21 protein-coding genes are annotated in these 23,341 nt (G+C 68.0%); all 21 read right to left on the bottom strand.

The annotated features are described in order from the left end of the window. Position 1: 1 nt before the first annotated feature. On the bottom strand, positions 2-883 hold the full coding sequence (locus ACZ5UM_RS11175) for a radical SAM protein (RefSeq protein WP_464844200.1): 882 nt from the start codon (positions 881-883) through the stop codon (positions 2-4). Beyond that, on the bottom strand, positions 846-2,354 hold the full coding sequence (locus ACZ5UM_RS11170; protein ID WP_464844199.1) for a M1 family aminopeptidase: 1,509 nt from the start codon (positions 2,352-2,354) through the stop codon (positions 846-848). The genes ACZ5UM_RS11175 and ACZ5UM_RS11170 overlap by 38 nt, the downstream gene beginning before the upstream one ends. A 5-nt stretch (positions 2,355-2,359) precedes the next feature. Then, positions 2,360-3,316, bottom strand: coding sequence for a M29 family metallopeptidase (locus ACZ5UM_RS11165; protein WP_464844197.1), 957 nt, complete (start codon positions 3,314-3,316; stop codon positions 2,360-2,362). Continuing rightward, complete coding sequence (locus ACZ5UM_RS11160) at positions 3,301-4,515, bottom strand: MFS transporter (protein ID WP_464844196.1); 1,215 nt, start codon at positions 4,513-4,515, stop codon at positions 3,301-3,303. The genes ACZ5UM_RS11165 and ACZ5UM_RS11160 overlap by 16 nt, the downstream gene beginning before the upstream one ends. Then, a complete protein-coding gene (locus ACZ5UM_RS11155; RefSeq protein ID WP_464844194.1) occupies positions 4,512-5,996 on the bottom strand; it encodes a DUF885 family protein in 1,485 nt (494 codons plus the stop codon). Before ACZ5UM_RS11155 ends, ACZ5UM_RS11160 begins: the two co-directional genes overlap by 4 nt. After that, positions 5,978-7,312, bottom strand: coding sequence for a radical SAM protein (locus ACZ5UM_RS11150; protein ID WP_464844192.1), 1,335 nt, complete (start codon positions 7,310-7,312; stop codon positions 5,978-5,980). Before ACZ5UM_RS11150 ends, ACZ5UM_RS11155 begins: the two co-directional genes overlap by 19 nt. A 22-nt stretch (positions 7,313-7,334) precedes the next feature. After that, positions 7,335-8,147: a class I SAM-dependent methyltransferase gene (locus tag ACZ5UM_RS11145; protein ID WP_464844190.1), complete on the bottom strand. Its 813-nt coding sequence runs from the start codon at positions 8,145-8,147 to the stop codon at positions 7,335-7,337. 14 nt (positions 8,148-8,161) lie between these two features. Further along, complete coding sequence (gene hemW / locus ACZ5UM_RS11140; protein WP_464844189.1) at positions 8,162-9,475, bottom strand: radical SAM family heme chaperone HemW; 1,314 nt, start codon at positions 9,473-9,475, stop codon at positions 8,162-8,164. A 98-nt stretch (positions 9,476-9,573) separates the two neighbouring features. Further along, positions 9,574-9,753, bottom strand: coding sequence for a hypothetical protein (locus ACZ5UM_RS11135; protein WP_464844187.1), 180 nt, complete (start codon positions 9,751-9,753; stop codon positions 9,574-9,576). A gap of 570 nt (positions 9,754-10,323) precedes the next feature. After that, the gene (gene ftsZ, locus ACZ5UM_RS11130) at positions 10,324-11,388 is read right to left on the bottom strand and encodes a cell division protein FtsZ (RefSeq protein ID WP_464844185.1); all 1,065 of its coding nucleotides are present in this window, start codon (positions 11,386-11,388) and stop codon (positions 10,324-10,326) included. A 24-nt stretch (positions 11,389-11,412) separates the two neighbouring features. Further along, a complete protein-coding gene (gene ftsA, locus ACZ5UM_RS11125) occupies positions 11,413-12,654 on the bottom strand; it encodes a cell division protein FtsA (RefSeq protein ID WP_464844183.1) in 1,242 nt (413 codons plus the stop codon). Positions 12,655-12,858: 204 nt separating this feature from the next. Then, entirely contained in the window at positions 12,859-13,245 is a 387-nt protein-coding gene (locus tag ACZ5UM_RS11120) for a small basic family protein (RefSeq protein ID WP_464844181.1), read from the bottom strand. Position 13,246: 1 nt separating this feature from the next. Then, the gene (locus ACZ5UM_RS11115; RefSeq protein WP_464844179.1) at positions 13,247-13,975 is read right to left on the bottom strand and encodes a DUF881 domain-containing protein; all 729 of its coding nucleotides are present in this window, start codon (positions 13,973-13,975) and stop codon (positions 13,247-13,249) included. Positions 13,976-13,990: 15 nt separating this feature from the next. Continuing rightward, positions 13,991-14,770 carry a cell division protein FtsQ/DivIB gene (locus ACZ5UM_RS11110; protein ID WP_464844177.1) on the bottom strand — a complete coding sequence of 260 codons (780 nt, stop codon included), beginning with the start codon at positions 14,768-14,770 and terminating at the stop codon, positions 13,991-13,993. 87 nt (positions 14,771-14,857) lie between these two features. Further along, complete coding sequence (locus tag ACZ5UM_RS11105) at positions 14,858-15,736, bottom strand: diacylglycerol/lipid kinase family protein (protein WP_464844175.1); 879 nt, start codon at positions 15,734-15,736, stop codon at positions 14,858-14,860. Between the two features lie 139 nt (positions 15,737-15,875). Further along, positions 15,876-17,117 (bottom strand): formamidase, encoded by a 1,242-nt coding sequence (fmdA, locus tag ACZ5UM_RS11100; protein ID WP_464844173.1) that lies wholly within the window; start codon positions 17,115-17,117, stop codon positions 15,876-15,878. A 215-nt stretch (positions 17,118-17,332) separates the two neighbouring features. Further along, positions 17,333-18,607 carry a UDP-N-acetylglucosamine 1-carboxyvinyltransferase gene (gene murA, locus ACZ5UM_RS11095; RefSeq protein WP_464844172.1) on the bottom strand — a complete coding sequence of 425 codons (1,275 nt, stop codon included), beginning with the start codon at positions 18,605-18,607 and terminating at the stop codon, positions 17,333-17,335. 49 nt (positions 18,608-18,656) lie between these two features. After that, a complete protein-coding gene (gene murB, locus ACZ5UM_RS11090; RefSeq protein ID WP_464844171.1) occupies positions 18,657-19,583 on the bottom strand; it encodes a UDP-N-acetylmuramate dehydrogenase in 927 nt (308 codons plus the stop codon). A 171-nt stretch (positions 19,584-19,754) separates the two neighbouring features. Then, positions 19,755-20,870, bottom strand: coding sequence for an undecaprenyldiphospho-muramoylpentapeptide beta-N-acetylglucosaminyltransferase (gene murG / locus ACZ5UM_RS11085; protein WP_464844170.1), 1,116 nt, complete (start codon positions 20,868-20,870; stop codon positions 19,755-19,757). Positions 20,871-20,983: 113 nt separating this feature from the next. After that, a complete protein-coding gene (ftsW, locus tag ACZ5UM_RS11080) occupies positions 20,984-22,048 on the bottom strand; it encodes a putative lipid II flippase FtsW (RefSeq protein WP_464848353.1) in 1,065 nt (354 codons plus the stop codon). A gap of 268 nt (positions 22,049-22,316) precedes the next feature. Then, a complete protein-coding gene (mraY, locus tag ACZ5UM_RS11075; protein ID WP_464844169.1) occupies positions 22,317-23,321 on the bottom strand; it encodes a phospho-N-acetylmuramoyl-pentapeptide-transferase in 1,005 nt (334 codons plus the stop codon). Positions 23,322-23,341: the final 20 nt, after the last annotated feature.

Below are 23,341 nucleotides of genomic sequence, written 5' to 3'. Positions count from 1 at the left end.
GCTAGAACACACCCAGGCAGTCCGTGGAGATGCAGGATGCCGGTCTCACCCGCTCGATGAAGGCCCGCTTCCGGGCCTGCACCTCCTCCGGGGTGGATGTGAAAATGCTGCCCAGCGGCTCTCCCTTGTGCTGGTAGCACGGGAAGAGCGAGCCGTCTGAATCGATCACCAAGGTGCTCAGTGCGAACGGGCACGTGTTCAGGGGAATGGGCCGGCCAAACCGGATAACGGCACCGTACTGGCCGACGATGTACTTCCGCCCGTTTCGATCGCTCCACTTGTTCAGGGTCCGGTAGAAGACCCGCAGCTCGTCCTCGGTGCAACGGCGAAGGCTCAGCGGGTGATCATCGGGCAGGGCGGCCACGTGGAAATTGATCGTGAACCCGTGCTGCTCGGCGAAGTCCAGGAGCGGTTCCATCTGATCGAGGTTACCCCGGCTGACCACGGTCGTCAGGTACCGTTCAGGTACGTCGGCGTCGGCCAGCAGCCGGATACCACGCATCACCTCGTCATGCTGGCCGCGGACGGTGTTGTGGTAGTCCGGGGTCAGGCTGTCCAGGCTGATGAAGACCGCGATGTCCTTCTCGCGGAACGTGCGCGCCCACTGGTCCGTGATTCGGGTGCCGTTGGTCAGCACCGCGACCTGCAGCCGGTGTTGGACGCCGACGTCGAGCAACTCCCCGAAGTCGCGCCGGAGCATGGGCTCGCCGCCGGTGATGGTGAGGTAGTTCACCGTGTACAGCTTGCGGCACTCGTCCAGCCAGCGGGATAGGTTCGCAGGAGTCACGGTCGTGCGCACATAGTCCAGTACGCCCGTCTCGTACCAGCAGTACTGGCACCTGAGGTTACAGGCTCCCACGGCCACCAGGGCCTGATGTTCCATGATCCGTCTCCTCCTCAGGGTGCGGGTCCTGGACGCCCCGATCAGGCGCAATGGCGGCGCGGGCCGGCCAACCCGGCCGGGCGAGCCAGTCCTGCCGGAACGGTCCGAGGTCCCGCCCGCTGATCTGTTCAGCCAGAGCCATGGCCTCGGAAACCCTGACGGGGTTGGGCAGCTCCAGCAAGCCCTTCAGCAGGCAGCGGAACGCCGTCTCGCCCAGTTCGGCTGCGAAGTGGTGCCAGGCGACGGTTCCCTTGGCGGCCAGGGCGTCGAAGAGATGGCCTGAAGCGTGGGGCGTCCAGTCCAGGATGGCCATGTCCCTCTGCCGGGCGCGGCGGGCCCAGACGTTGGCGCTGTAGATGAGACCCCTACGGTACAGCCGCTCGCCGAGGCGTTCCCTGACCCAGTGCAGTTGCAGGAACTCGGGCAGACCCTCTGACAACCAGAGATGGCCCGGACCGTCGAAGGTCACCCTGTTGCCGATCCACTGATGTGCGAGTTCGTGGGGGAGGAACCGGAAGAGCGCCGTGGCCGGGCTGTCAAACAGCCGCGGATCCATGGCGATCAGGCCGGGGAAGCTCAGCGCCAGCGCCTCGACTGTGGGGCACTCGATGATGTGCAGCCGGTCGAGTTCGGCGAACAGCTCCTGGAAGTGCCGCAACATGCCACCGATCTCCCGTTCGAGATCGATGCCCCGCACCCGGTCGCGGCCAGAATGCACGACCACGTGCCCCTTCTCCGCAGCGATGTGCAGGCCCGCGAAGCCAGGGCGGCGGACCGCCATCACGAAGGAGTCCAGGCCCCGGGCCCCCAAGGCGCCGTCCGCCTCCACGGGAGCGTTCGCGATGACCTCGACTCCGGCAGCCTCCACCACCACGGCGGCCGAGTCCACAACCTCGGGTGCGAGCACCCGAGGTATCCAGCCTTCCTTCGCGTGAAGCAGCACACCGCCGCGGGACAGGTCGAGGCGGCGCTCGAACCTCACCTCAGCGGCGCCACCGCCTGGGGGCGGGAAAAGCAGGAGCAGGTGCCCGACGCGCATTTCGTCGAGCTTACCGGTAGTGCCACCGGGCAGCACGGTGACCGGCGTCCCGGGCGGGACGAGCGCCGCCAGCGGCTGCTGTCGGGGCAGGTCCGCCCAGGGGAGTGTCGCTGTGACCTTCGCCCGGCCGGCGGGGTCCAGGGCGATCCTCACCCGGAGCTGCAGCCGTCCGACGTGCGGATCGGCCCCTACGGCCCCGTGCGCCTGCACCCGCATCCACGGCAGCGTCGCGCCCTGGGGCGCCGTCCGCGCCAGGACCAGCAGCGGAGCGCCGGGGCCGCTGCCGAGCAGGACGCCGCAGCCGGTCTCCCAGCCGGCGGTGTTCACCAGCGCCAGGCAGGCGTCAAGATCGTGCTGCGAGACCTGGGGATCCACCAGCAGCTCGAGGTCGCAACCTTCCCTGCTGAGCACCCGGCGGCGTTCATAACGCATGGCGGTCAGCCCCTCAGGCGAATGGTCGGATTTTCCACCACGAGATCGAAGTGGTACGGTGCGGACACGGAGCCGCCGAATTCGCGGTTGTCCCCGAACCCGAAATGGCAAGTCCCCCGGGCCTTTTCTCCCACGCTGAGGCTTGAGAGTAGGGGCGCTTTCGGGTTGGTGCCCACCCCGAACTCCGTCAGGGGTGCGGCTGCGGGCAGCCCCGGCAGGCCAGAGAAGTCGGCGATGCCGTTCCTGACCGTGACGGCGACCCGGCGTGACCCGATCCGCGTGACGATGTTGCCCCGGGCGGAGCCCTCCCGCGGCGCGAAGAACACCTCTCCCCCGGGCAGTTGAAAGAACGGATCGGCGGACTGTATGCGGCAGTCCTCACACAGAACCGGTGCTTCGCCACGCTCCAACTCGATCTCCGTCCCGTTCGGTGCGGTGACGAGCAGGGTGGTTGCCTGGCTCAGCCTATCGGCGATCTCGCGGTTCCGCCGTCGCAGCGCGTCGTAATCTATCTGCAGGGCCGAGAGGTACAGATCGAAGAGCCGCTCCTGCGCTGCGCCTTCGCCCATCCACGACGGCCACTCGATGAACGCCGTGGGGTGCCGGCTCCGGTGCAGCGCCAGCAGCGCTTCCCTGAGCTGCATGGGGTCGGACTGGGGGGCCGGCCGCAGGGGTGACTCCAGAATGGTAAGGGCTGCTTCGTACTCCCCCAGCTGCGGCAGGAAGAAGCGGCCCACCCCGAGCGGTTTGGGGACCAGCCGGTCCGGCGGGGCGGCACCTGCCGGTTCCGCGATCGCCGTCACGCGGCCCGCTGCCCGCCCTAGGCGGTGAGCCAGGGTTGACCAGAACGGGCCGCTGTCATGAGCGATCACCACCACGCGCTTCCCCGCCAGCGGCTGCAGGCAATTGGCGATGAGGTGGTCGACCGCACGGGCGATCTCTGCTGTCAGCTGGTCCGGCACTCGGGTTTGCCCTCCTTCACGGCAGGCGAGGCGAGCCCCAGGAGGATCAACAGCGCCCCCGAAACCGCGGCTGCGCCGATTCCCCAGACGGCCCGGAACCCCAGGGTGTCCATCAGGAAGCCGGAGAGCAGGGGGACGACAAGCCCCACCAGGGATCCCACGGAAGATAGGGCGGACATGAAGCTGGCCCGTTTCTCTGACGACACCATGTCGTGCAGCCAGACGGATGCGGCCCCTTGGTGTATGCCGAGGCAGAGCTCAAACAGCGCCGCTCCGACCAGGAAGAGCCATGCGCCGGGCTGGGCCATGAAAATCAGGAAGCCGATTAGCACCCCGGTATACCCGATGAAGGATACACGCATCGGTGCGAACCGCCGGTTCAGCAGCGTGCTGAGGAAATTGCCGGCCGCCAGCGTCAGGATCAGCAGGGTCAGGATCGGGCCGAAGTAGGTGGAGGGGAGGCCCAGGCGCTGCAGGGCGTAAAGCTGCCAGGACATGACGAACACCTGGAACGGCACCCGCCCGCAGGCCACCAGCGCCATTATCCATCGGTACCGCCGGACGCCCAGGATCTCGACGGTGTTCTTCCAGATCGCTCCCGTGAGCGATAGCCCCCGTTCGCCGTAGTTCTCTGACATCAGCAGGGCCACCAGCACGCCGGTGAGCATCGCCACGCCGCCGCCCAGCACCAGCGGCCACTTCAGGCCGAAGCTCCCGATGACGCCCGTGACCAGTCCGGACAGGGCGCCGAGGACGAGGCTCAGCGTGTTGGCCGTAGGCAGCAGCGTCAGCCGCCGGGGCCCCTCGCCGATCCGATCCAGTTCATCGACGAACCAGGAATCCGGGGCGCCGGATATGAGGGCAACCCCAAGTGCCCACAGGAGCATCGTCCCGACGTACGCGGGCACCCCCCGGGCAAAAGCGAACGCAGCCAGGGACGCGCCCCAGATCACGAATCCGACCGCCGTCGTCTTCTTCCGCCCGAACGTATCAGCCACGTTTCCCGACGGATAGTCCAGCACTGCTGCGAATAGCGAGCCCATCATGAGGACAAAGCCGATCTGGACATTCGACAACCCGTTGTCGGACATGGCCGCGATGTAGACCGCGCCGAACAGCTTGTCTGCGAATGTGTACAGCGAGACCACGCCAAAGTAGCTGCGGATCGTCCGCTGCAGTTCGGTTGTTGTGGTGGTCAACACTTTCGCCCCCAAAGGATTGTTGGACCCTTGCTGGTTATCAGCTCGTGCAACGCCCGGGCGCCGATGTCGCCTGCCAGCAACTGAAGGGTCCGCTGGCCCACGAACGGAGCCATGGCGGCAATCGGCGTGAAGTAGCCACGGATGGCGATCGACTGCGCCGCTGAGGCGGGAAGACCGGACAAGGCCGTCAGTTCTTCCACGATGACCCGGAGCGGGGCATCGGTGGTGTGCATGTACATCGCCCCGAGCGCGGTCAGCGCCACGGTTGCCTGCTGCGCCTGCCATGCCGCATCCACGGCGGGGTCACCGGCAGACTGCGCATAGAAGGTCTCGCAGTACTTCGCCCAACCTTCCAGAAACGGGATGCTCTCGTACGTGAGGGCGCCGATCCGGCCGCGGAATGCGGCGTACGTGTGCGTGCGCTCCCAGTGGTGCCCCGGGAAGACCTCATGGACGACGTCCAGTCGGCACTGCCCGGGATCCCGGTACTGGCCCGGGTTGTAGTAGAGAACTGGGCGAGCCGTACCAAACACATAGCCCAGGGAGCTGTAGCCGGCACGCGGACCGCCGGAGATGCCGAGCAGGGTCATCGGGCGGAACTCCAGCCCCTCGAACAACGCGGGATGCACCGCAAACCAAGGCTCCAGGGTGTGCCGGATCTGGTCCAGGGTGGCCCGCAGGAAATCTGGCGTAACCTCGAACGAAGGGGGTGCTCCGCCACCTCCGAGCTCCTGCCGAAGCGCCGGCGCGTGCCTTCGGAGCACGGTCTGGGCGTCGTGGAACAGCTTCTCGATGTCCGCGTCCACGCCACAGTGCACGGAGAGCCAGCGGCTCAGCCGCTCCGCGCCCACAGGCGAACGCGAGGGGTTGGAGGGGGGCACCTTCGCCAGCCTGTTGGACAGCGACTCGCACGCATCCAGGAGCTGCCCTTGCGGGATGCCGGCCTCTGCCGCGGCGGGCAGCCGCTGTCCCCGGAGGCGCGTGATGAACTGACGGAGCAAAGTCGTGGAGAACACCGCGTCGATTCGGCTGAGCTGGTCAAACGCCAGTGTGTTCAGCGCCGTCTGACAGAGCGATGGCACCTGGCCGAGCCAGTGGCGGAGGTGGTCCCGGGGGATCAGCAAGTCCACGGCCAAGACATCGACCATCCCGACGATGCGCTTCTCCACGTGGTAGTACGCGCTGGTACGCCACTCGGATAGGTCGCACAGTTCGAACAGCTTCTCCGCGACGGAGCTGCGGAGCATCGCCGCTTCGACCCCGTACCCGTCCCGGCCTTCCAGCGCCTGCAACAGGCGCTCGAGCGAGCGGATCAACTCCTCGTAGTCCCCGGGGGCCAGCAGACACCGCTCGGGCAGTGCGCTGCCCCACCGAACCGCAGACCCGGGATAGGCCGTCGTGCAGACGTCCACGTACTGCGCGGCCAACTGCGGCACGGCGGAAGGCGCGGCGTCCCGGCTCACCGGGTAATCACCCACTCGACCATCGCCTTGAAGAACGCGCAGCGGTCCGGATTCAGCCTGTTGTCCCGGAAGATCAGCTCCAGGCTGCAGGGGCCGCCGCAGATCTGGCTAGCGATGCAGTCGTCGCACTCGGGGTGTTCCGTGTCGTCGAAATGCCAGTCGAGGAACCGGTCGTCGATGAGGGCTCCCGGCTCCGGCCGCGTGATACGCGCATCCTGGTGGTGCACCACGCACGGCGACACCTTCAGGTCGGCCGTGATGTAGGCAGGCCAGTCCGCCATCTCGCCGCCGATATTGCCGTCGATGCAGCGGTCGATCTGTAGGAGCTTGTTCACCAGGCGGGTCGCAATGTAGGTGCCCGGGGCGTGGAAGTGGACGCCACGCTCATGGCAGTAGGCCCAGATCTCCTGAATGGCAGCCGCAAGGAGGCGTCCGTCTACCTCCCAGCCTTCGGGGGTCGGCTGGGAGGCGTTGATTCCTATGGTGGAGGCGCCGAGATCCTCCACGAAATGCCGCACGATCCGGGGCAGCACGTCGATGTTGTCCGTGCGGGGAGTGATCAGAACGGCAAGCTCTCCACCAGCCTGCCTGAACCGGGCGATTCCCTGCATCACAGCGTCATAGGTTCCCCGGCCGCTCTTGAAGACCCGCCGCTCGTCGTTCAGTTCGCGCCAGCCATCCAGGCTGAAAATCACATCGATCTTGTTCTGAACGAGGAACTGGGCGATCTCGTCCGTCATCAGGGTGCCATTGGTCGTGATAGTCTGCGTGTACCCGGCGATAAGTCCTTCACGTTTGGCCTCCCGGAGGAGACGGTTGCCCAGTCGGACGAGTTCGAACTTCAGCAGCGGCTCGCCGCCGAAGTACTGAACCGTGACCGGCTCCCCGTGGTTCTGGGCGATCAACCACGCCATGGTGGCCGTGAAGTCCTGCTCGCTCATCACCGGCTGCCTGTCCTCGAAGAGCTTCTGTTGAAAACAGTACGTGCAGGCCATGTTGCAGCGCTCCGTCAGCGAGAGCCGGATGAACCCGATCCGCCCTTTCCGGTTCTGACGGGCTGCGCGCCGGAGCTCCTTTAGGCGCCTGAGCGCCTGACCCGGCGCGTCCTCTCCTGCGGGGACGAGGAACCGTTGGCTGATCAGAGTTCGGACCGTTTCGTGGTCCGAACCGGCTCTGGGTTCGGCATAGCTCTCCCAGACCCGGTAATCGTCATCGTCGCCCTCCAGAAGCTCCAGCGTCAGGCTGTTGAAGAAGAAGCTACGGTTTCCCCGGCGATACACGTGTACATAGCGAGACCGCACATACATCTGCGCGCTGGCAAGTGCGGACACGCGATCACCCCATTCGCAGAGATTATCGGTTCCTGGCCGGCATCTTCTCCGCAATTACAACCTGATGCCCGTCGTAGGCGGACTTCGTGGTTCGCGAGGTGAAGTCTCCGTAATAGCGCCTGATCCGGAACCCGGCCAGCAGGAGCAGAAGACGCAGTTCATTGGGGTAGATGTAGCGGAACTGGATGGTGTGCATCCGTCGGTCGGCCAGCCCGCCGTCCTCGTCCAGGCGTTCGTGGATGAAACGGATTTTGAGTAACTGCTGCAGCGGTTCCACCTGCGTGTAGCGGTGGGACAGGTAGCGGTCGCCCGTATGAGGTATGGTGAACTCGCACCAGCTATGCTCCTTGGTCTGGGCGATCAGATTCCGGTCCGGGGAAAAGACGTCCAGGATCAGCGTTCCGCCGTCCACCAAGTGGCGATGGACGCTGCGGAGCGTGCGGAGCTGATCCTCGATGGTCGTGGCCGCCAGTAGGGCGTTGCCCGGCAGCACCGCCGTTGCGAACTTGGTGTTCAGGCGGAACTCCCGCATGTCGTCCTGGTGCAGGGTGACCCGTTTCCGCACCTCGGGCGGTTCGGCAGCCAGGCGCTCCCGTACAAAATCCAGCATTTCCGGCGAGATGTCCATCGCTTCCACCGCCAGCCCGGCACGTGCAAGCGCAATGGTGTACAGACCCGTCGCCGCCCCGATCTCAAGCACCGGACCCCCTGCGGCGGCCGCCTCTTCCGCGTAGAACCTGACGCGGTCCTCCGAACCCCGACCGAAGAAGGGAGAATGCTCGTAGATATCCGCTAGCTGCCGGTCATACGTGTACTCCTTGGCCTCCTTGACCACCTTGACGTACCTCCTCAGGCTGTTTGTGACTCCTGCGCGTCAAAGGAGTCCTCAATGGATTTCAGCCGCATGATCCCTTCCAGGGTGAGGCGAATCGAGGTCTCCGTCTGCTGCAGCAGGCCGTGCCGCTCGAAGCGGTCCAGTTCGCCCGCGAACACGTCCTGCACCCGGCAGCCGTACCGCTCGCTGAACCAGTGCAACTCGAAGTCCCGCAGCCGCATGCCGAAGACGAGTGTCCGGCGCATGCGCTCCCTGGCGGTAAGCACGCGGCCGGACTCCACACAGTCCATGCCGGACTTCGCCCTGCGCATGTACTCCCGGATGTCCCGGACATTCGAAAAGACGGCGCCGAACACATGGCTGACGGCGCCGACGCCGAGGCCAAGCCACTCCCGGTCACGCATCTGCCACAGCCCGTACAGGTGTCGGGAGCTGTTCATCCCAAAGTGGAAGATGCTGTACTGTTCAAACCCGAGTTCATCCAGAAGGCTGTGAGCCTCGGCCAGCCGCATCTTTCGCTCCTCGGCGCCCGGGGCCGTTATCTCGCCGCCCATGACGCGTTGGTACAGGATGGTGCCGGGATACAGCCAGAGGGGGTAGACCGTGATGTGATCCGCGCCCAGTTCGGCCGCCCGCCGGATGTCTGAAGTGGTCGTGGCTGCGCTACTGCCCGGCAGCCCACAGATGAGGTCCACGCCGACCGAGGCTAGCCCTCTCTCGCTGGCCAGCTTCAAGGCAGACACGACCTGCTCACTGGTGTGCGGCCGGCCGACCAGGTCGAGCAGCGGGTCCTCAAACGTCTGCACGCCCATGTTCAGTTTGACCGTGGAACACTGACCGATCGCGGCCAGCTTGTCCGCGGTGACGGTGCTCGGGAACGCTTCGAACACAACTTCCTGGAGCGCGCTGCAGTCAAGGTGTTCGTGGATCGCTTCGAGGAGCGAGTTGATCTGGGCGGGCGTGAGCAGCGAAGGGGTTCCCCCGCCGAATTGTATCATATTAATTCGGATGTTTTGCGATCTTAATATTGGTGCGTAGAAGCGGATTTCCTGGCAGACTGCATTTATATATTCATCTTTCAGCGATTCGGTTACGACGGAACCTGCAATGACCAGGAAGTCGCAGAACGTGCATTTGCGCTCGCAGAACGGAACGTGCACGTACAGCGCGATGCCCTTCGGGCGCCTGATGATGTCGGAAAGCGAGAGAGGCGCGAGTTCGACATGGGGCTGGAACTGCAGGGACTCGTTGTCCGCCAGTTCCCCAGGCAGCGGCCCGTCCTGCGCACGGATCACGGGTAACTCCTCACCATTGAAATCGCGTTTCATCCCATAGCCCCCTCCGTAATGCCCCGGGCCAGCGCCCGGGCAATGGCCGACGTAGGGGCGGAGGGGGCACAAAGGCCCCCTTTCCCGACGCATTACCTTTACTCGCCCTCATCCTCCGTCAGGACGTCCTCGAGCGAATTGGTCTCGAGCTGTGCAATAGCCTCAAGCAGATCCTTCTCGAACTCGGAGATCTCAGTCTGACCGAGCAGGGGAGCGTTGCGGGACCGGGAGCAGTTGTCGCCGCCGCCCGTCAGCACGACATTGCCGACCTTCAGCATCCGTAGCCCTCCCTTCCGTGCGTTGTTCTTGGGTGGGTCACCACCCCGCAGACATGCTGCTATATTCCCATCTGTCTGTCTAGTACCTATTGTCTGCCCATACAGAGTATTACCTACGAGCTAAAGCGGGGGGCTGGGGGGGCCCAAATCGACACCGGGAGGTGTGCGCCGGTTGGCGGGTAAACCTGTCAAGAACAGCGCGGAGTGCTGGGTGATTCTGCGCAGGAGGGACGGAGAGGACGCCGCCCCGAGCTGCAACAGGCGGCTTCGGCCTCTACACCCCCAGCTTCGCGGCCAGCAGCGTAGCGGGCGCCCTGATCGGCGGGCAGAGTCGTGCCAGCTCACCCGAGCGGCACAGCCTCCTATGGGGTTCGTGTTCCTCGGGTCGTGGCTTTGCCTCCGGCTTCCTCCAGATTCCGCCTCGCGACGGACACCCTTGCCTTTGGCTAACGGGCTGGTGCTGCCTCGCCCGTAGCGGACTTTCACCGCCAAGTCAGCGCCCATGCCGGGCACACCGAAAAAGCGCCCCCCGAATCGGGAGGCGCTTGAAGTCCGGCAGACGCCAGAGGTTTACTGCGGCTTGCGGCGGAGGAAGGCCGGAATGTCCAGCTCGTCCACCATGGGCTTGACCTCGCCCATCGCGTTCTGACCGGGCCGGCGGCGGCCCCAGGCGGGGAAGTCGCCCTCGCCGAAGCCGGTGGCGATGACCGTGACCCGGATCTCGTCCTCAATCGACTCGTCGATGACGGCGCCGAAGATGATCGTCGCCTCGGGGTCGGCGGCCTGGGCGATGATCTCCGCGGCCTCGTTGACCTCCATCAGCCCGAGGTCCGGCCCGCCGGTGATATTGAGCAGCACGCCCTTGGCCCCGTCGATGGTCGTCTCCAGCAGGGGGCTGGAGATGGCGGCCCGGGCGGCGTCGGCGGCGCGGGCCTCGCCCCGCCCCACGCCGATGCCCATCAGGGCGGAGCCGGTGTTGGACATGATGGTGCGCACATCCGCAAAGTCGAGGTTGATCAGCCCCGGTACCGCGATCAGGTCGGAGATGCCCTGCACGCCCTGGCGGAGCACGTCGTCCGCCGTGCGGAAGGCCTCCATCAGGCTGGTCTTCTTGTCCACCACCTGCAGCAGCCGGTCGTTGGGGATGGTGATCAGGGTGTCGACCTTCTGCCGCAGGTTCTGGATGCCCTTCTCGGCCTGCATGGCCCGCTTCTTACCCTCAAAGGTGAAGGGCTTGGTGACGACGCCGACCGTGAGCGCGCCCAGCTCCTTCGCGATCTCCGCGACCACGGGAGCTGCACCCGTGCCGGTGCCGCCGCCCATGCCCGCGGTGACGAAGACCATGTCCGCGCCCCGCAGCGCGCTGGCGATCTCCTCACGGCTCTCCTCGGCGGCCCGGTTGCCGATATCCGGGTCGGCCCCGGCCCCCAGCCCCTTCGTCAACTTGGCGCCGATCTGCAGCCGCGTCGGGGCCTGCGCGTTCTTCAGGGCCTGGGCATCCGTGTTGACCGCGATGAACTCGACGCCCTGGAGGCCGGCCGAGATCATGCGGTTGACCGCGTTGTTGCCGCCGCCACCAACGCCGATGACCTTGATACAGGCTAACTGCTCAAACCCCGGCTCATAATCGTTCACGACTGTGATCCTCCTCACGTGGCGCTAGTGGAACAGGGCCTTCAGCCAGTCCCGAAACCGTCCTGCTCGTGCCGGCTTCACCGCGGCCGGCTCCGGGTCGGGTTCAGACGACTGCCCGCCCTCCACGGCCTCCGGCGCAGCCCGCGCACCCCAGCGTGCGAGCCCGGCCGCCACCGAAAGCTCGGGCTCGGCGGCCAGGGAATCGGCAGGCGTGCCGATTCGGCTCTTCAGGTTGAAGCAATCGCCGGCAAAGGCGGCCAGCCCGCGCAGGCGGCTTCCACCGCCGGTGAGTACCAGCCCTGCGGGGAAGAGGCCGGCGTAACCCGACCGCTTGACGGCGGCCGCCGCCATCTGGAGGATCTCCTCCACCCGCGAGCCGATGATCTCCGCCACGTATTTCTCGCTGACTTCGTGGGTGTTCAGCCCGGATGGGCTGGGCACGGTAACGGTTTCGTCGCCTGCCAGGCTGGGCGAGGCCCAGCCCCGCTCCCGCTTGAGCCGTTCGGCCGTCTCCACCGGAATGCGGAGCACGGTCGCCAGGTCGTGGGTGATATGGTCGCCACCGACGGGCAGAACCGCCAGGTGGTACAGATGTCCCAGTTCGTAGACCGCGACGCCGGTGGTTCCGCCGCCGACGTCCAGCAGGAGGACGCCCTCCTCCCGTTCCTCCGGCGTGAGCACCGCCTCGCCGGCCGCCCGCACCGCCACCAGGTAGTCCAGCACCTCCAGGCCCGCCTCGCTGGCGGCCCGCAGGTGATTCTGCACGTGCAGCGCATCGCCGGTGACCACCTGCACCTCGGCGCTGAGGGTCCGCCCGCAAAGGCCGATGGGATCCCGGAGCGGCACGCTGCCATCCAGCTGGTAGCTGCGGGGCACCACGTGGACCCGCTCCCGGCCCGCCCGGGGCTCGACGGCCTCCGCCGCGGCATCGAGGACCCGCCGCACAAGCTCGGGCGTCACACCCGCCGCCGGGCGGGGCACGGCGACCGCCGCTCCCCCTACCTCGGAACGGAGGTGGGCGCCGGAGATGGAGATGACGGCCCGGTCCACCTGCGGCTTGTTCGCCATCGCGCAGGCCATCTCGGCGGCCTTCCGCATCGCGCCCGCCGCTGCGCTGAGGTCGCTGATCAACCCCCGGTAGACCCCGGCCGACGGCACGAGCCCGACGCCAATCACCCGCGGCTCGCCGTCCTCCGCCGCCTCGGCCAGGGCGGCCGCCACGTGGGTGCTGCCGGCGTCTAGACCCAGAACCAGGTTCTCCGCCACGGAGCCGGCCCCCTCCACTCTGGCATCATGCGTGCACTTCTTAACTTCATTCAACGCCAGGGGGGCGAATCCTCCTCCTGATAATGGGTGGCGCTATAATTCTTGGGAGCAGACGAGGAACGCGCGACCAGCTCACCCGGCCGCCCTCACCGGCGCCGGTGCGGGAACGCGCAGCCCGCTTCCCGGCCGGGAAGGGCTGCGCGCTCAGTCGTGCAGGCCGTGGTGCGAGAGGGTCTCCTGGTCCCGCTGGAGGAACCCCCACCGCTGCAGCAGCAGGCGCCGGATGATCCCGAGGTTCTGGAAGAGCCGGATGCCCATCGCCACCACGCCGGCGAGGTAGAGGTTCTCGACCCCGATGCGGTCGCCCAGGTAGACCAGGCCGGCGGCCAGCAGGGCGTTGGTGAAGAAGCCGGTGATGAAGATGCCGTTGTCATACGTCCCTTCGAGGCTGGCCCGCAGCCCGCCGAACGAGGTGTCCAGGGCCGCCAGCACGGCGATCGAGAGGTAGCGGGCGTAGGCGACCGGCAGGGTGAACGGCGAGAGGATGCCGATCACGATCCCGGCGATGAATCCGATAATAATGATCCACATCTCAGGGTGCGACCTCCTCCAGCGCCGGCTGGGCGTAGTTCAGCCGCAGGCTTGCCGTATATGCGGGAACCCGCACCAGGGTCTCTTTCTTCACCGACACCTGAATGCCCCAGTACTTCAGCGACTCGGCCACGCCGCCCTTCATCATGATGGCCCGCTCCAGCTCATCGGGGTTGCCGATCGCCACGATGTTGAGCGGGGGCGCGGTGCGCACACCGTTGATGGTGACGACCGGGCCCGTGCACCGGATCTCCGTCCGGCCCGTGATCCGCTGCCCGTTGATGGCGATGGCCTCGGCGCCCGCCGCCCGCAGCTCGTTGATGACCCGGAGCACGTCCTCGTCGTGGATGATGAAGTTGTTGGCGTTCTCCCCCGGAGTGACCGGCAGCACCGAGTCAGCCATCACCACGGTGACGCCCGGGCCGGTCAGGGGCAGAAGACCGGCGTGGATCTGCGCCTGCTCCAGCCGCTCCGCCAGCGCCTGATACTCGTTCTGCGTCTTGACCGAGATGAGCTGCTGCTGCCGCAGGGCCTCCACCTCCGCGGCCAGCTCATCGCGCAGGGCCTCGGCGGCGGCCAGCTGGGCGACCAGCTCTTCCGTGCGCTGCACGGCGGCCAGGTCCGCCAGGGCCACCTGCCGCTGAACCTTGAACTGCATCGCAAGCATAAGACCCAGGGCGACGCCGACGAGAGCCGTTGCCCAGGGCAGCCGCCTGATCTGTGCCGTCATGGCCTCACCCCCGCGTTACTCACAGCCCTGCACCAGCACCTTGCCGAACACCCTGAGGTCGATCCGGCAAGTGGCGCGCGCCGAGGCCGGAACCCGGTCGAGCTGGTCCAGGAGCGCCCTCAGCTGTGTCTGAATGTGTTCCTGCCGCCGGGCGGCGTCCTCCGGCAGCACGCCGACCTCCACCGTGGTGCCGCCGGTGAGGTAGAGCCGCAGGTAGCGGTCCTCACGCACATGCACCTCGGAAAGCTGCTCCAGGAGCGGCTCCCCGGTCCACCACAGCAGGGTCAGGGCATCCTTCAGACCGAGATCGTCCAGAACGTCGCCCCGCAGGGCCCGCTCCACCCTGACGCCGCTGACTACCGGCAGCCGCTCGCCCTCCTCCAGCAGCCGCTGGCCGAGCACCCGGCCGTCGGCATCGAGCATCAGGTAGAAGCGGCCGTGGTACTGCAGCAGGGCCAGCGGCTCCCGCTCAGCGACGGTGATGATCAGCGCGTTGCCGCGCCAGGTGACCGTGGCCGACTCCACCCACGGATCGCTGAGCAGCCGCTGCCGGACGCGCTCCGCCGGCACCTCCCACTTGAGATCGCCGGGCATCACGCCGGCGATCGCCATCACCTCGGCCTGGCTGAGCCGCTGGTTTCCGGCGATCTGCACCCGCTCCAGCCGGAAGAGGGCTGAGCGGTAGGCGGCGAACAGGCAGATGCCCAAGAGCGCCACAAGGGCCAGAAAAAAGCCCCACCGGCTGCGCGGCCGGGCCCTGTCCCCTTCCCTCATCCGCACCGCGCTCGTCGTCACCTGCACCGCCCCTCCTCACAGAACCGCAGCTTCAATTATACTCCAGGCCGTCCCTGGCCGGTCCCTTCAGATTCTGTCATACCGTAGTTATTTAGGTAGTACGACGTTCAGGGCGGACGGCACGATCTCAAACGTCACCGGCAGTCGGCCCACCACATCGCCGTCCAGCTGGATCACGACCTCATGGGGCGAGTCGGCCGCGAGCTTCCGGCCCCGCATCATCCGCACCTTCGGGTGACCGACGTGCTTGCCGCTGTAAATCAGCGAGACGAGCCGGAGCAGTTCCGCGCGGCTCAGGTTCTCGCCCCAGGCGATCTCGAACAGCCCGTCGGCAACATCGGCCTCCGGGAAGATCTGCATCCCGCCGCCGAAGTAGCGCCCGATGCCCACCTCCAGAAGCAGCACCCGGTCCAGCCGGCGCGCCTCGCCATCGATCTCCACGTCCACCGGCACCCCGGTGAAGTGAAAGAGGGTGTCGAACACCCCCCGGATGTAGCTGAGCTTGGGAAACCGCTGCCCGTACTTGTTCACGCGCGCGCAGACCTCGGCGTCGAAGCCAAAACCGGCGGCATTGAAAAAATAGCGGTAGCCGCGGGCCAGTCCGACGTCCATCCGGGCCAGCCGGCCCTCAAACGCCAGCCGGCAGCCCTCCGCCGGATCGGTGGGCACGCCCGTGGTGCGCACCCAGTCGTTGCCTCTGCCAGCCGGGATGACGGCCAGGGCCGCGTCGGTGCCCACCAGGCCGTTGCCCACCTCGTTCAGCGTTCCGTCGCCGCCCAGCGAGACCACCCGGTCGTACCCTTCCTGCACGGCCTGCCGGGCCAGCTCCGTGGCCTGTCCGGGACCCTGGGTGAACTTGACGCCGTACTCCCCCAGCCGGGCGGCCAGCGGTGCGATCTGCTTCCAGCAGGCCAGCCCCTGCCCGCGCCCGGCGATCGGGTTGACGATGAAGCATACGCGGGTCATGGTCCGTCACCTCCGTGGCACACGGCTCGCACTACAGGTTTCACTCCGCTCCCTGCGTTTTCCTGCAGCGCCCCGGGGACCCGCCCGCGGCGCAACGTGCGCGGGCCCTGCACCGGGTGCAGGGCCCGCGCACCTTGGATCACCGCTCGTTCCAGACGGCCGTGGGCAGCCGGCCGCCGCTGACCACCCGCACCGGTCCTTCCTTCCGGGGGCGGATGTCAAACTCGAAGATCTCCGTCGGCAGCCACAGGGTGCAGCAGGCGTTGGGGATGTCGACGATGGAGCTGATCCGGCCCTCGATGGGCGCCGTCCCCAGGATCATGTACGCCTCTTCGCCGGTGTAGCCGAAGCTCTGCAGGTAGTTGATCGCCTCCAGGCACGCCCGCCGGTAGGCCACGTGCGCATCCAGGTAGTACTGCCGGTTCTCCTCGTCCACCGAGTAGCCCTCGAACACGATGTAGCTGGAGAAGCGGGGCTCGGTGAGGCTGGGCTGGAAGATGGCGTGCTGCAGGTTGTACTTGTTCATGCCGTCCTTGATCAGGTCGACGCACATGGTGATGTAGCCCGGCATCTCGATGGCGCCGCAGAAGGTGATCTCGCCGTCGCCCTGGCTGTAGTGCAGGTCGCCCACCGTCAGCTTGGCGCCCTTCACCCAGACCGGCAGCAGGGCCCGGGCGCCCCGGGTGAGGTTCTTGATGTCGCGGTTGCCGCCGTTCTCCCGGGGCGGGATGGTGCGGGCGGCCTCGCGCGCCACCCGCTCGTACTCCGGCGTGCCGGGGCGCAGCGAGCTGAGGACCGCGTTGCGCGGCTCGGGCGGCAGGGCCAGCGGCGGCACCCGTTCGGGGTTCTGGGCGATGAGCCGGCGCTCCCGCTCGTTCCAGCGGGCCAGCAGCTCGTGGGAAGGGGCCGTGCCCAGGATGCCGGGATGGGCGAGATACGGAATGCGCACACCCGGAACGTGGCGGGAGCGGGCCCAGACCCCGTCGAACTCCCAGATGGCCTTGTGCGCGTGGGGGAAGTGATCGGTGAGGAAGCCGCCGCCGTTGTGCTTGCAGAAGATGCCGGTGTAGCCCCAGTTCTGCTTCGGGTGGGGCCCGATGTCCAGGATGTCGACGACCAGCAGGTCGCCGGGCTCGGCGCCGGCCACCTCGATGGGACCGGTGAGGTGGTGGTTCGGCGAGAGCTCCATATCGCGGATGTCGGTGGCCGAGTCATCGTTCCGTACCTGGCCGCCGGTCCAGTCGGGGCACTCGACGGTGAACACCTCGCCCGGCCGCACGCTGGCCACGGCCGGGATGTCCGGGTGCCACCGGTTCTGGAGCACCTCATGGTACTCCTCGATGGGCTTGGTCGGGTCGATCTCGATCAGCGGGCGTCCCATAACCTGGCCCTCCTTTGCGTTCTTGGTGTCCGCGGCCGGACGGAGCGCCGGCCGCGCTTCAGCGGGATGGCCAACCCCGGTCAGACAGCCGCACACCCCCGATCCCGTCGTCGTGCCGCCCGGCAGGGCGCCGCGCCGGGCCTGGGACAAGGTATGCAGAGAGGGACAGGCGCAGACGCGCGAAATCGGGACCAGCCTGTGCCGGTCCCGATTCCCTATTGCCGGACGATGGACGCCCCCAGCTGGGTCAGCTTCTGCTCCAGGTGCTGGTACCCCCGGTCGATGTGGTAGATGTCCTCAATCGTGGTCTCGCCCTCCGCCCGGAGGCCGGCGAGGATGAGGGCCATCCCCTCCCGCAGGGCCGGGCAGACCACCGTCGCTCCCGAGAGGGACGGCACCCCCTGCACCACCGCGGTGCGCCCCTCGGTCTTGATGTTGGCGCCCATCCGGCGCAGTTCGTCGGCCACCTTGAACCGGTTCTCGAAGATGGTCTCGGTGATGATGCTCGTGCCTTCGGCCGCGGCCATCAGCGCCATCATCTGCGGCTGCATGTCGGTGGGGAAGCCCGGGTAGGGCAGGGTCTTGACGTCCGCCGCCTTCAGCCGCCGGGGGCCCGCGGCGGTAATCGCCGTGCTGTGCTCGCGCACCGTCGTTCCCATCTCCCGGAGCTTCGCCGTCACCGCGTCCAGGTGTTCGGGAATCACCCCCTGCACGGTCACCTCGCCGCCGGTGACCGCGGCGGCCGCCAGGAAGGTGGCGGCCTCGATGCGGTCGGGAATGACGGTGTGCTCGACCGAGCCGAGCTTGCGCACGCCGTCGATCCGGATGACGTCCAGCCCCGCCCCGCGGACCCTCGCCCCCATCTTGTTCAGGAACTCCTGCAGGTCCACGATCTCGGGCTCCCGCGCCGCGTTGCGGATCACCGTCGTGCCCTCCGCCAGCACGGCCGCCATCATCAGGTTCTCGGTGGCGCCGACGGAGGGGAAGTCCAGGTAGATCTCGGTCCCCCGGAGCCGCCGGGGCACGCTGGCCTCAATGTAGCCGAAGCGCTCCTCGATGCGGGCGCCCAGCATCTCCAGCCCGCGGAGATGAAAATCGATCGGCCTCGGGCCGATCGCACAGCCGCCGGGATAGGAGATGCGGATTTTGCCGACGCGGGCCAGGAGCGGGCCCATCAGGAAGATGGAGGAGCGCATCTCACGGGTGAAGTCGGCGCCGACCTCTTGGCCGTTCAGCCCGTCGGCCCGGATGCGCAGGGTGCGTCCCGAGACGCTTTCGGGCCCCTCTTCCACCCGGGCGCCCAGCTTGTGCAGGATCTCGATCATCACCGCCACGTCGCGGATCATCGGCGCGTTGTGGATCACCGACTCGCCCGCCGTCAGGAGCGCCGCCGCCAAAATGGGCAGGGCGGCGTTCTTCGCTCCGCTGATCGGCACCTCACCCTGAAGGCGGCACCCCCCTGCGACCACGTAGCGCTCTTGCTGCTTCACTGTGCATGCGACCTCCCGCGGTCGGAGCCCCTTGTCGGAGGCCGGCCCGTCAGGGCAGGAAGTACGGGTTGTTCCCCCAGATCTTCACCTCGGCCTCCAGCCGCACTCCGAACCGCTGCTTCACGGTACTGCGAACCCGGTCCATCAGTGTCAGCACATCCTTCGCCGTGGCCTGGCCCAGGTTGACGATGAAGTTGGCATGCTTTTCGGAGACCTGGGCGTCGCCCACCCGCTCCCCCTTTAGCCCGGCCTGCTCGATGAGCCGGCCCGCGTAGTCCCCCGGCGGGTTCTTGAAGATGGACCCTGCGTTGGGGTACTGCAGGGGCTGGGTGGCGCGGCGCCGGTCCAGGTGCTGCCGCATCGCGCCCATCAACGCCGCCGGGTCGGCGGGGCGCAGGGCCATCACCACCTCGACCACGATGGCCGAGGTCCCCTGAAGGCGGGTACTCCGGTATCCGAAACCGATCTCCTCGGGGCGCAGGCGCTCGACGCGCCCGTCGCCCCACACCACCGTTGCCTCGGTGACCACCTGTGCCAGATCGCAGCCGTGCGCGCCGGCGTTCATCACCAGCCCGGCCCCGACGGTGCCGGGGATGGCACAGGCGAATTCGATGCCGCCCAGGCCCATCTGTGCGGCCAGGTGGGCCAGCTTCGGCAGGCTGCAGCCGCCCCCGACGCGGACCGTGCTGCCCTCCACGGCGAGCCGGCCAAACTCACCGGTGAGCCGGAGCACCAGCCCGCGGACCCCCTCGTCGGAGACCACCAGGTTGCTGCCGCTGCCGAGGATGTAGACGGGAAGGCCCTCCTCGCCTGCCAGCCGCAGCAGGCTCGAGAGCTCGTTGCGGTCGGCCGCCTGAACCAGGTAGTCGGCCGGTCCGCCTATGCGAATGGACGTGTGGCGCTTCAGGGGTTCGGCCTGGCGAATGCGGCCCGGGTCGCGGATTATGCTACGCAGCCGTCCAGCGATGGGTGACACTGGGCTCGCCTCCTTCACGGGTGGAGCCGGGGCGGCAGGCGCCGCCCGGCCTGCCCGGACTAGGGCGCACGCCGGCTCTGCCAGAGCTACCGCGCGCCTGCCGGTTCTGCCAGAGGTACCGCGCGCCTGCCGGCTCTGCCGGCTCTGCCGTGCCTACCGGACCCGCCGGGCTTAACGGCCCTGCCGGGCCTGCCGCGCCTGCCGGGCCATGCCGATGATGCGCCGGGCGATGGTCTCGGCGGCGCCGGGGTCGGCCAGTTCGGCCAGGGCCGCCCGCATCCGTTCGGCCTGCGCCTCGTCGGTGAGCAGCCGCGTGAGCGCCGCGGCCAGGTCTGCGGTCGTCAGGTTCGCCTCCCGCAGCACCACCGCCGCCCCCCGCCGCTCCAGGGTGCGGGCGTTCCACTCCTGGTGGTTGTGGGTGACGTTGGGGCTGGGGATGAGCACGCTGGGCAGCCCCCGCACCTGGATCTCGGCCAGGGTCAGGGCGCCGGCCCGGAAGAGCCCGGCGTCCGCGGCGGCGTAGACCTCGGGCATGTTGTGGGCGTACGGCAGCAGGATGACGTGCGGGGCGCTGTCGCCGTACTGCGCCTTCACCTGCTCGAAATAGCGCTCGCCGGTGATGTGCACCACCCGAAGGCCGGGCACCTCCAGCCGCATGACGGCCTCCGCCGCGACCCGGTTGAAGTCCCGGGCGCCGCCGCTGCCGCCCATGATCACCAGCACCCGGTCCTCCGCGCGCAGGCCCAGGGCCGCCCGGCCGGCCTCCCGGGTGGCCGCGGCCACCTCCGGCCGCACCGGGTTGCCCGCCAGGATCAGCCTGACCCCCTTCGGGAAGTGGGCGCGCGCCTCTTCATACGGCACAAAGACCGCCGTGGCCCACCGGGCGGCCAGGCGGTTGGTGACGCCGGGGAAGGCGTTCTGCTCCTGGATGACGACGGGCACCCGGGCCAGCCGGGCGGCCGCCAGCACCGGGCCGGAGACGAAACCCCCGGTGCCGATGACGACGTCGGGCCGGAAGCGGCGGATGTGGCCCAGCGCCTCCAGCACCCCCCGGGCAGCCCGGAGGGCGCCGCGCGCTTTCTGCAGCAGGCCGAGGTTGATCACCCCGCCGCTGGCGATGGTGGCGAAATCCAGGCCGCTCTGCGGCACGATGGACGCCTCCCGCCCGGTGGCCGTGCCCACGTAGAGCAGCGCGGCCTCCGGGTCCAGGTCGGACAGGGCGCGGGCGATGGACAGGGCCGGGTAGATGTGGCCGCCGGTGCCGCCGCCGGTGATCAGGTATCGCATGGAAGGACCTCCTTCAGGTGCGCTGCCGCGTATCGCCGGTTCCCGCCTGCCCGGGGGCACGCCCCTTCCGCCGTCCCGCCTGCGTCCCGGCAGCCGCCGGCCGCCGGCGGCCGCTAGTTGCGGCAGTACCGGGAGACCCCGAGCAGGATGCCCACCCCGGACAGGGTGATCAGCAGCGAGGTGCCGCCGTAGCTGAGGAAAGGCAGCGGAATGCCCGTCGAGGGAATGGACGCGGTGACGACCGCGATGTTGAGAGCCGCCTGCAGCGTGATGAGCGAAGTGACGCCTGCCGCCAGCAGGCTGGTGAAGCGGTCGGGCGCCTGGATGGCGATGCGGTAGCCCCGCCAGGCGAAGGCGAAGAAGAGCAGGAGCACCACCACGGCGCCGATGAAGCCCAGTTCCTCCCCCAGCACGGCGTAGATCATGTCCGTGTGCCGCTCGGGCAGGTAGAAGTACTTCTGCCGGCTCTCCCCCAGGCCGACGCCGAACAGCCCGCCGGAGCCAAACGCCAGGAGCGCCTGGATGATCTGGTAGCCCGAGTCGGTGGGATCGGCCCAGGGGTTGAGGAAGGTGGTGATCCGGCTCCAGCGCTCCTCGTCGATCTTCGCCAGGGCGAAGACGCCCGCCGCCCCCACCACCCCCAGGCCGGCCAGGTGCGAGAGCCGGGCGCCCGCGGCAAACAGCATGAGGGCGCCGGTGCCCGCCAGCGTCAGCGACGTGCCCAGGTCGGGCTGTAGCATGATCAGGCCGAAGAGCAGACCCAGCACCAGCACGGGGGACAGCAGCCCCCGGACGAAGTCGGTGACGTCCCGGGCGTACCGGGCCAGGTACGTGGAAAGCCACATGATGTACGCGAACTTGGCCACCTCCGACGGCTGGAAGGCCAGCTGGCCGTAGCCCAGCCACCGGCGGGCGCCCAGGCGCGAGATGCCGACGCCGGGGATGATGACCAGGATCAGCAGCGCGACGGCCGCCAGCAGGGCCGTGCGGCTGTGCTTCTGCCAGAACCACGGGCTGATGTTGGCGAAAAGGGTCATGGCGACGAGCCCGACCCCCACCCAGATCGCCTGGCGCACCAGGAAGTAGTATCGGTTGCCGAAGTCCGCCTCCGCGATGGCGGTACTGGACGTATACACCATGACAATTCCGATGCCGAGTAACAGCCCAACCACTGCCATGAGGGTGTAGTCCGGACTCCTGCGCTGTACCTGCACGAGAGCCGACCCCCTCGATATGTCACTGTCCACCCGGGAAGGCGCCCGCCCCGTGGCCGGCGGGCCTGCCGCCTTGGGCTGTCGTCCACCGCATGCCCGACGGACCTGCCCCTGCGTGACTGTCCGCCGCCTGGCCTGCGAGCCTGCGTCTGGGTTACCGTCCGCCGTACACCCGGCGGGCCTGCCGCCTTGGGCTGCCGTCCGGCGCATGGCCGGCGGGGAGTCCCCCTGGCTACCGACCGCCCAGCATCCCGGGCAGGGCCAACCAGCCGATCAGGGTGAAGAGCAGCGACGCCCCCCAGAACAGGCGGAGCACCTGGCCTTCCGACCAGCCCAGAAGCTCGAAGTGGTGGTGCAGCGGCGCCATCTTGAAGATGCGCTTCCCGGTCAGCCGGAAGGAGAGCACCTGCAGGATGACCGAGATCACCTCGATGACGTAGACGCCGCCGACGATGACCAGCAGGAACTCGGTCTTGGTGAGCACCGCCATCGCCGCCAGGGCGCCGCCCAGGGCGAAGGAGCCCACGTCGCCCATAAAGATGCGGGCGGGGTGGCGGTTGTAATAGAGGAAGCCCAGGACGCCGCCCACCAGTGCGGTGCCCAGCACGGCCATGTCGACCTGCCCCACGGCCAGGGCGACGACGAGTCCGTAGAAGCCGAAGGTGATGATGCTGAGGCCCCCCAGCAGGCCGTCGAGCCCGTCGGCGAAGTTGACGGCGCTGGCGGTGCCCCAGACCATGATCAGCACCAGCAGGTAGTAGAGCGGCTTGCCCAGGTCGAAGGTGAGGTCCACCAGGGGCAGGGTCACGGCGGTGCCCAGGTCCAGCACCTCCACCGCCCCGTAGCCCAGCACCGCCGCCAGTGCGACCTGCGCCAGCAGCTTATCGCGGGCCCGGAGCCCCAGCGACCGCTTCAGCACCACCTTGATGTAGTCGTCGGCGAAGCCCACCAGGCCGTGGCCCACGGTGAGCGCCAGGGCGATGATCAGCCGGGGCAGCGCGTCGCCCGCCCGGGGCGCGAAGACCAGGGTGGCCAGGATAGCAGGGATGGCAAAGATGATGCCGCCCATGGTGGGCGTTCCCGCCTTGGCCTGGTGGCGGGCCGACATCTCGGCCCGGATGGTCTGCCCGGCCCGCAGCCGCCGCATGAGCGGGATGACCACGGGTCCCAGGGCCAGCGCCCCGATCAGCGCGGTGAGGCCCGCGCCGGCCAGGCGGAGCAAGGTGGTCTGTTCCATAAGATCGAGCCCTTTCCTCG

It is taken from the genome of Symbiobacterium ostreiconchae (assembly GCF_055396975.1).
The sequence above is the reverse complement of the archived record's forward strand: the minus strand, read 5'-3'. Positions and strand labels throughout refer to the sequence as shown.

Excerpts from the sequence above, each read along its gene's own strand:
- mraY (WP_464844169.1), bottom strand. The coding sequence starts at position 23,321 with ATGGAACAGACCACCTTGCTCCGCCTGGCCGGCGCGGGCCTCACCGCG.
- fmdA (WP_464844173.1), bottom strand. The coding sequence starts at position 17,117 with ATGGGACGCCCGCTGATCGAGATCGACCCGACCAAGCCCATCGAGGAG.
- ACZ5UM_RS11175 (WP_464844200.1), bottom strand. The coding sequence starts at position 883 with ATGGAACATCAGGCCCTGGTGGCCGTGGGAGCCTGTAACCTCAGGTGC.
- murG (WP_464844170.1), bottom strand. The coding sequence starts at position 20,870 with ATGCGATACCTGATCACCGGCGGCGGCACCGGCGGCCACATCTACCCG.
- ACZ5UM_RS11120 (WP_464844181.1), bottom strand. The coding sequence starts at position 13,245 with ATGTGGATCATTATTATCGGATTCATCGCCGGGATCGTGATCGGCATC.
- ACZ5UM_RS11115 (WP_464844179.1), bottom strand. The coding sequence starts at position 13,975 with ATGACGGCACAGATCAGGCGGCTGCCCTGGGCAACGGCTCTCGTCGGC.
- hemW (WP_464844189.1), bottom strand. The coding sequence starts at position 9,475 with ATGAAACGCGATTTCAATGGTGAGGAGTTACCCGTGATCCGTGCGCAG.
- ftsW (WP_464848353.1), bottom strand. The coding sequence starts at position 22,048 with ATGGCAGTGGTTGGGCTGTTACTCGGCATCGGAATTGTCATGGTGTAT.
- ACZ5UM_RS11170 (WP_464844199.1), bottom strand. The coding sequence starts at position 2,354 with ATGCGTTATGAACGCCGCCGGGTGCTCAGCAGGGAAGGTTGCGACCTC.
- ACZ5UM_RS11135 (WP_464844187.1), bottom strand. The coding sequence starts at position 9,753 with ATGCTGAAGGTCGGCAATGTCGTGCTGACGGGCGGCGGCGACAACTGC.
- ACZ5UM_RS11105 (WP_464844175.1), bottom strand. The coding sequence starts at position 15,736 with ATGACCCGCGTATGCTTCATCGTCAACCCGATCGCCGGGCGCGGGCAG.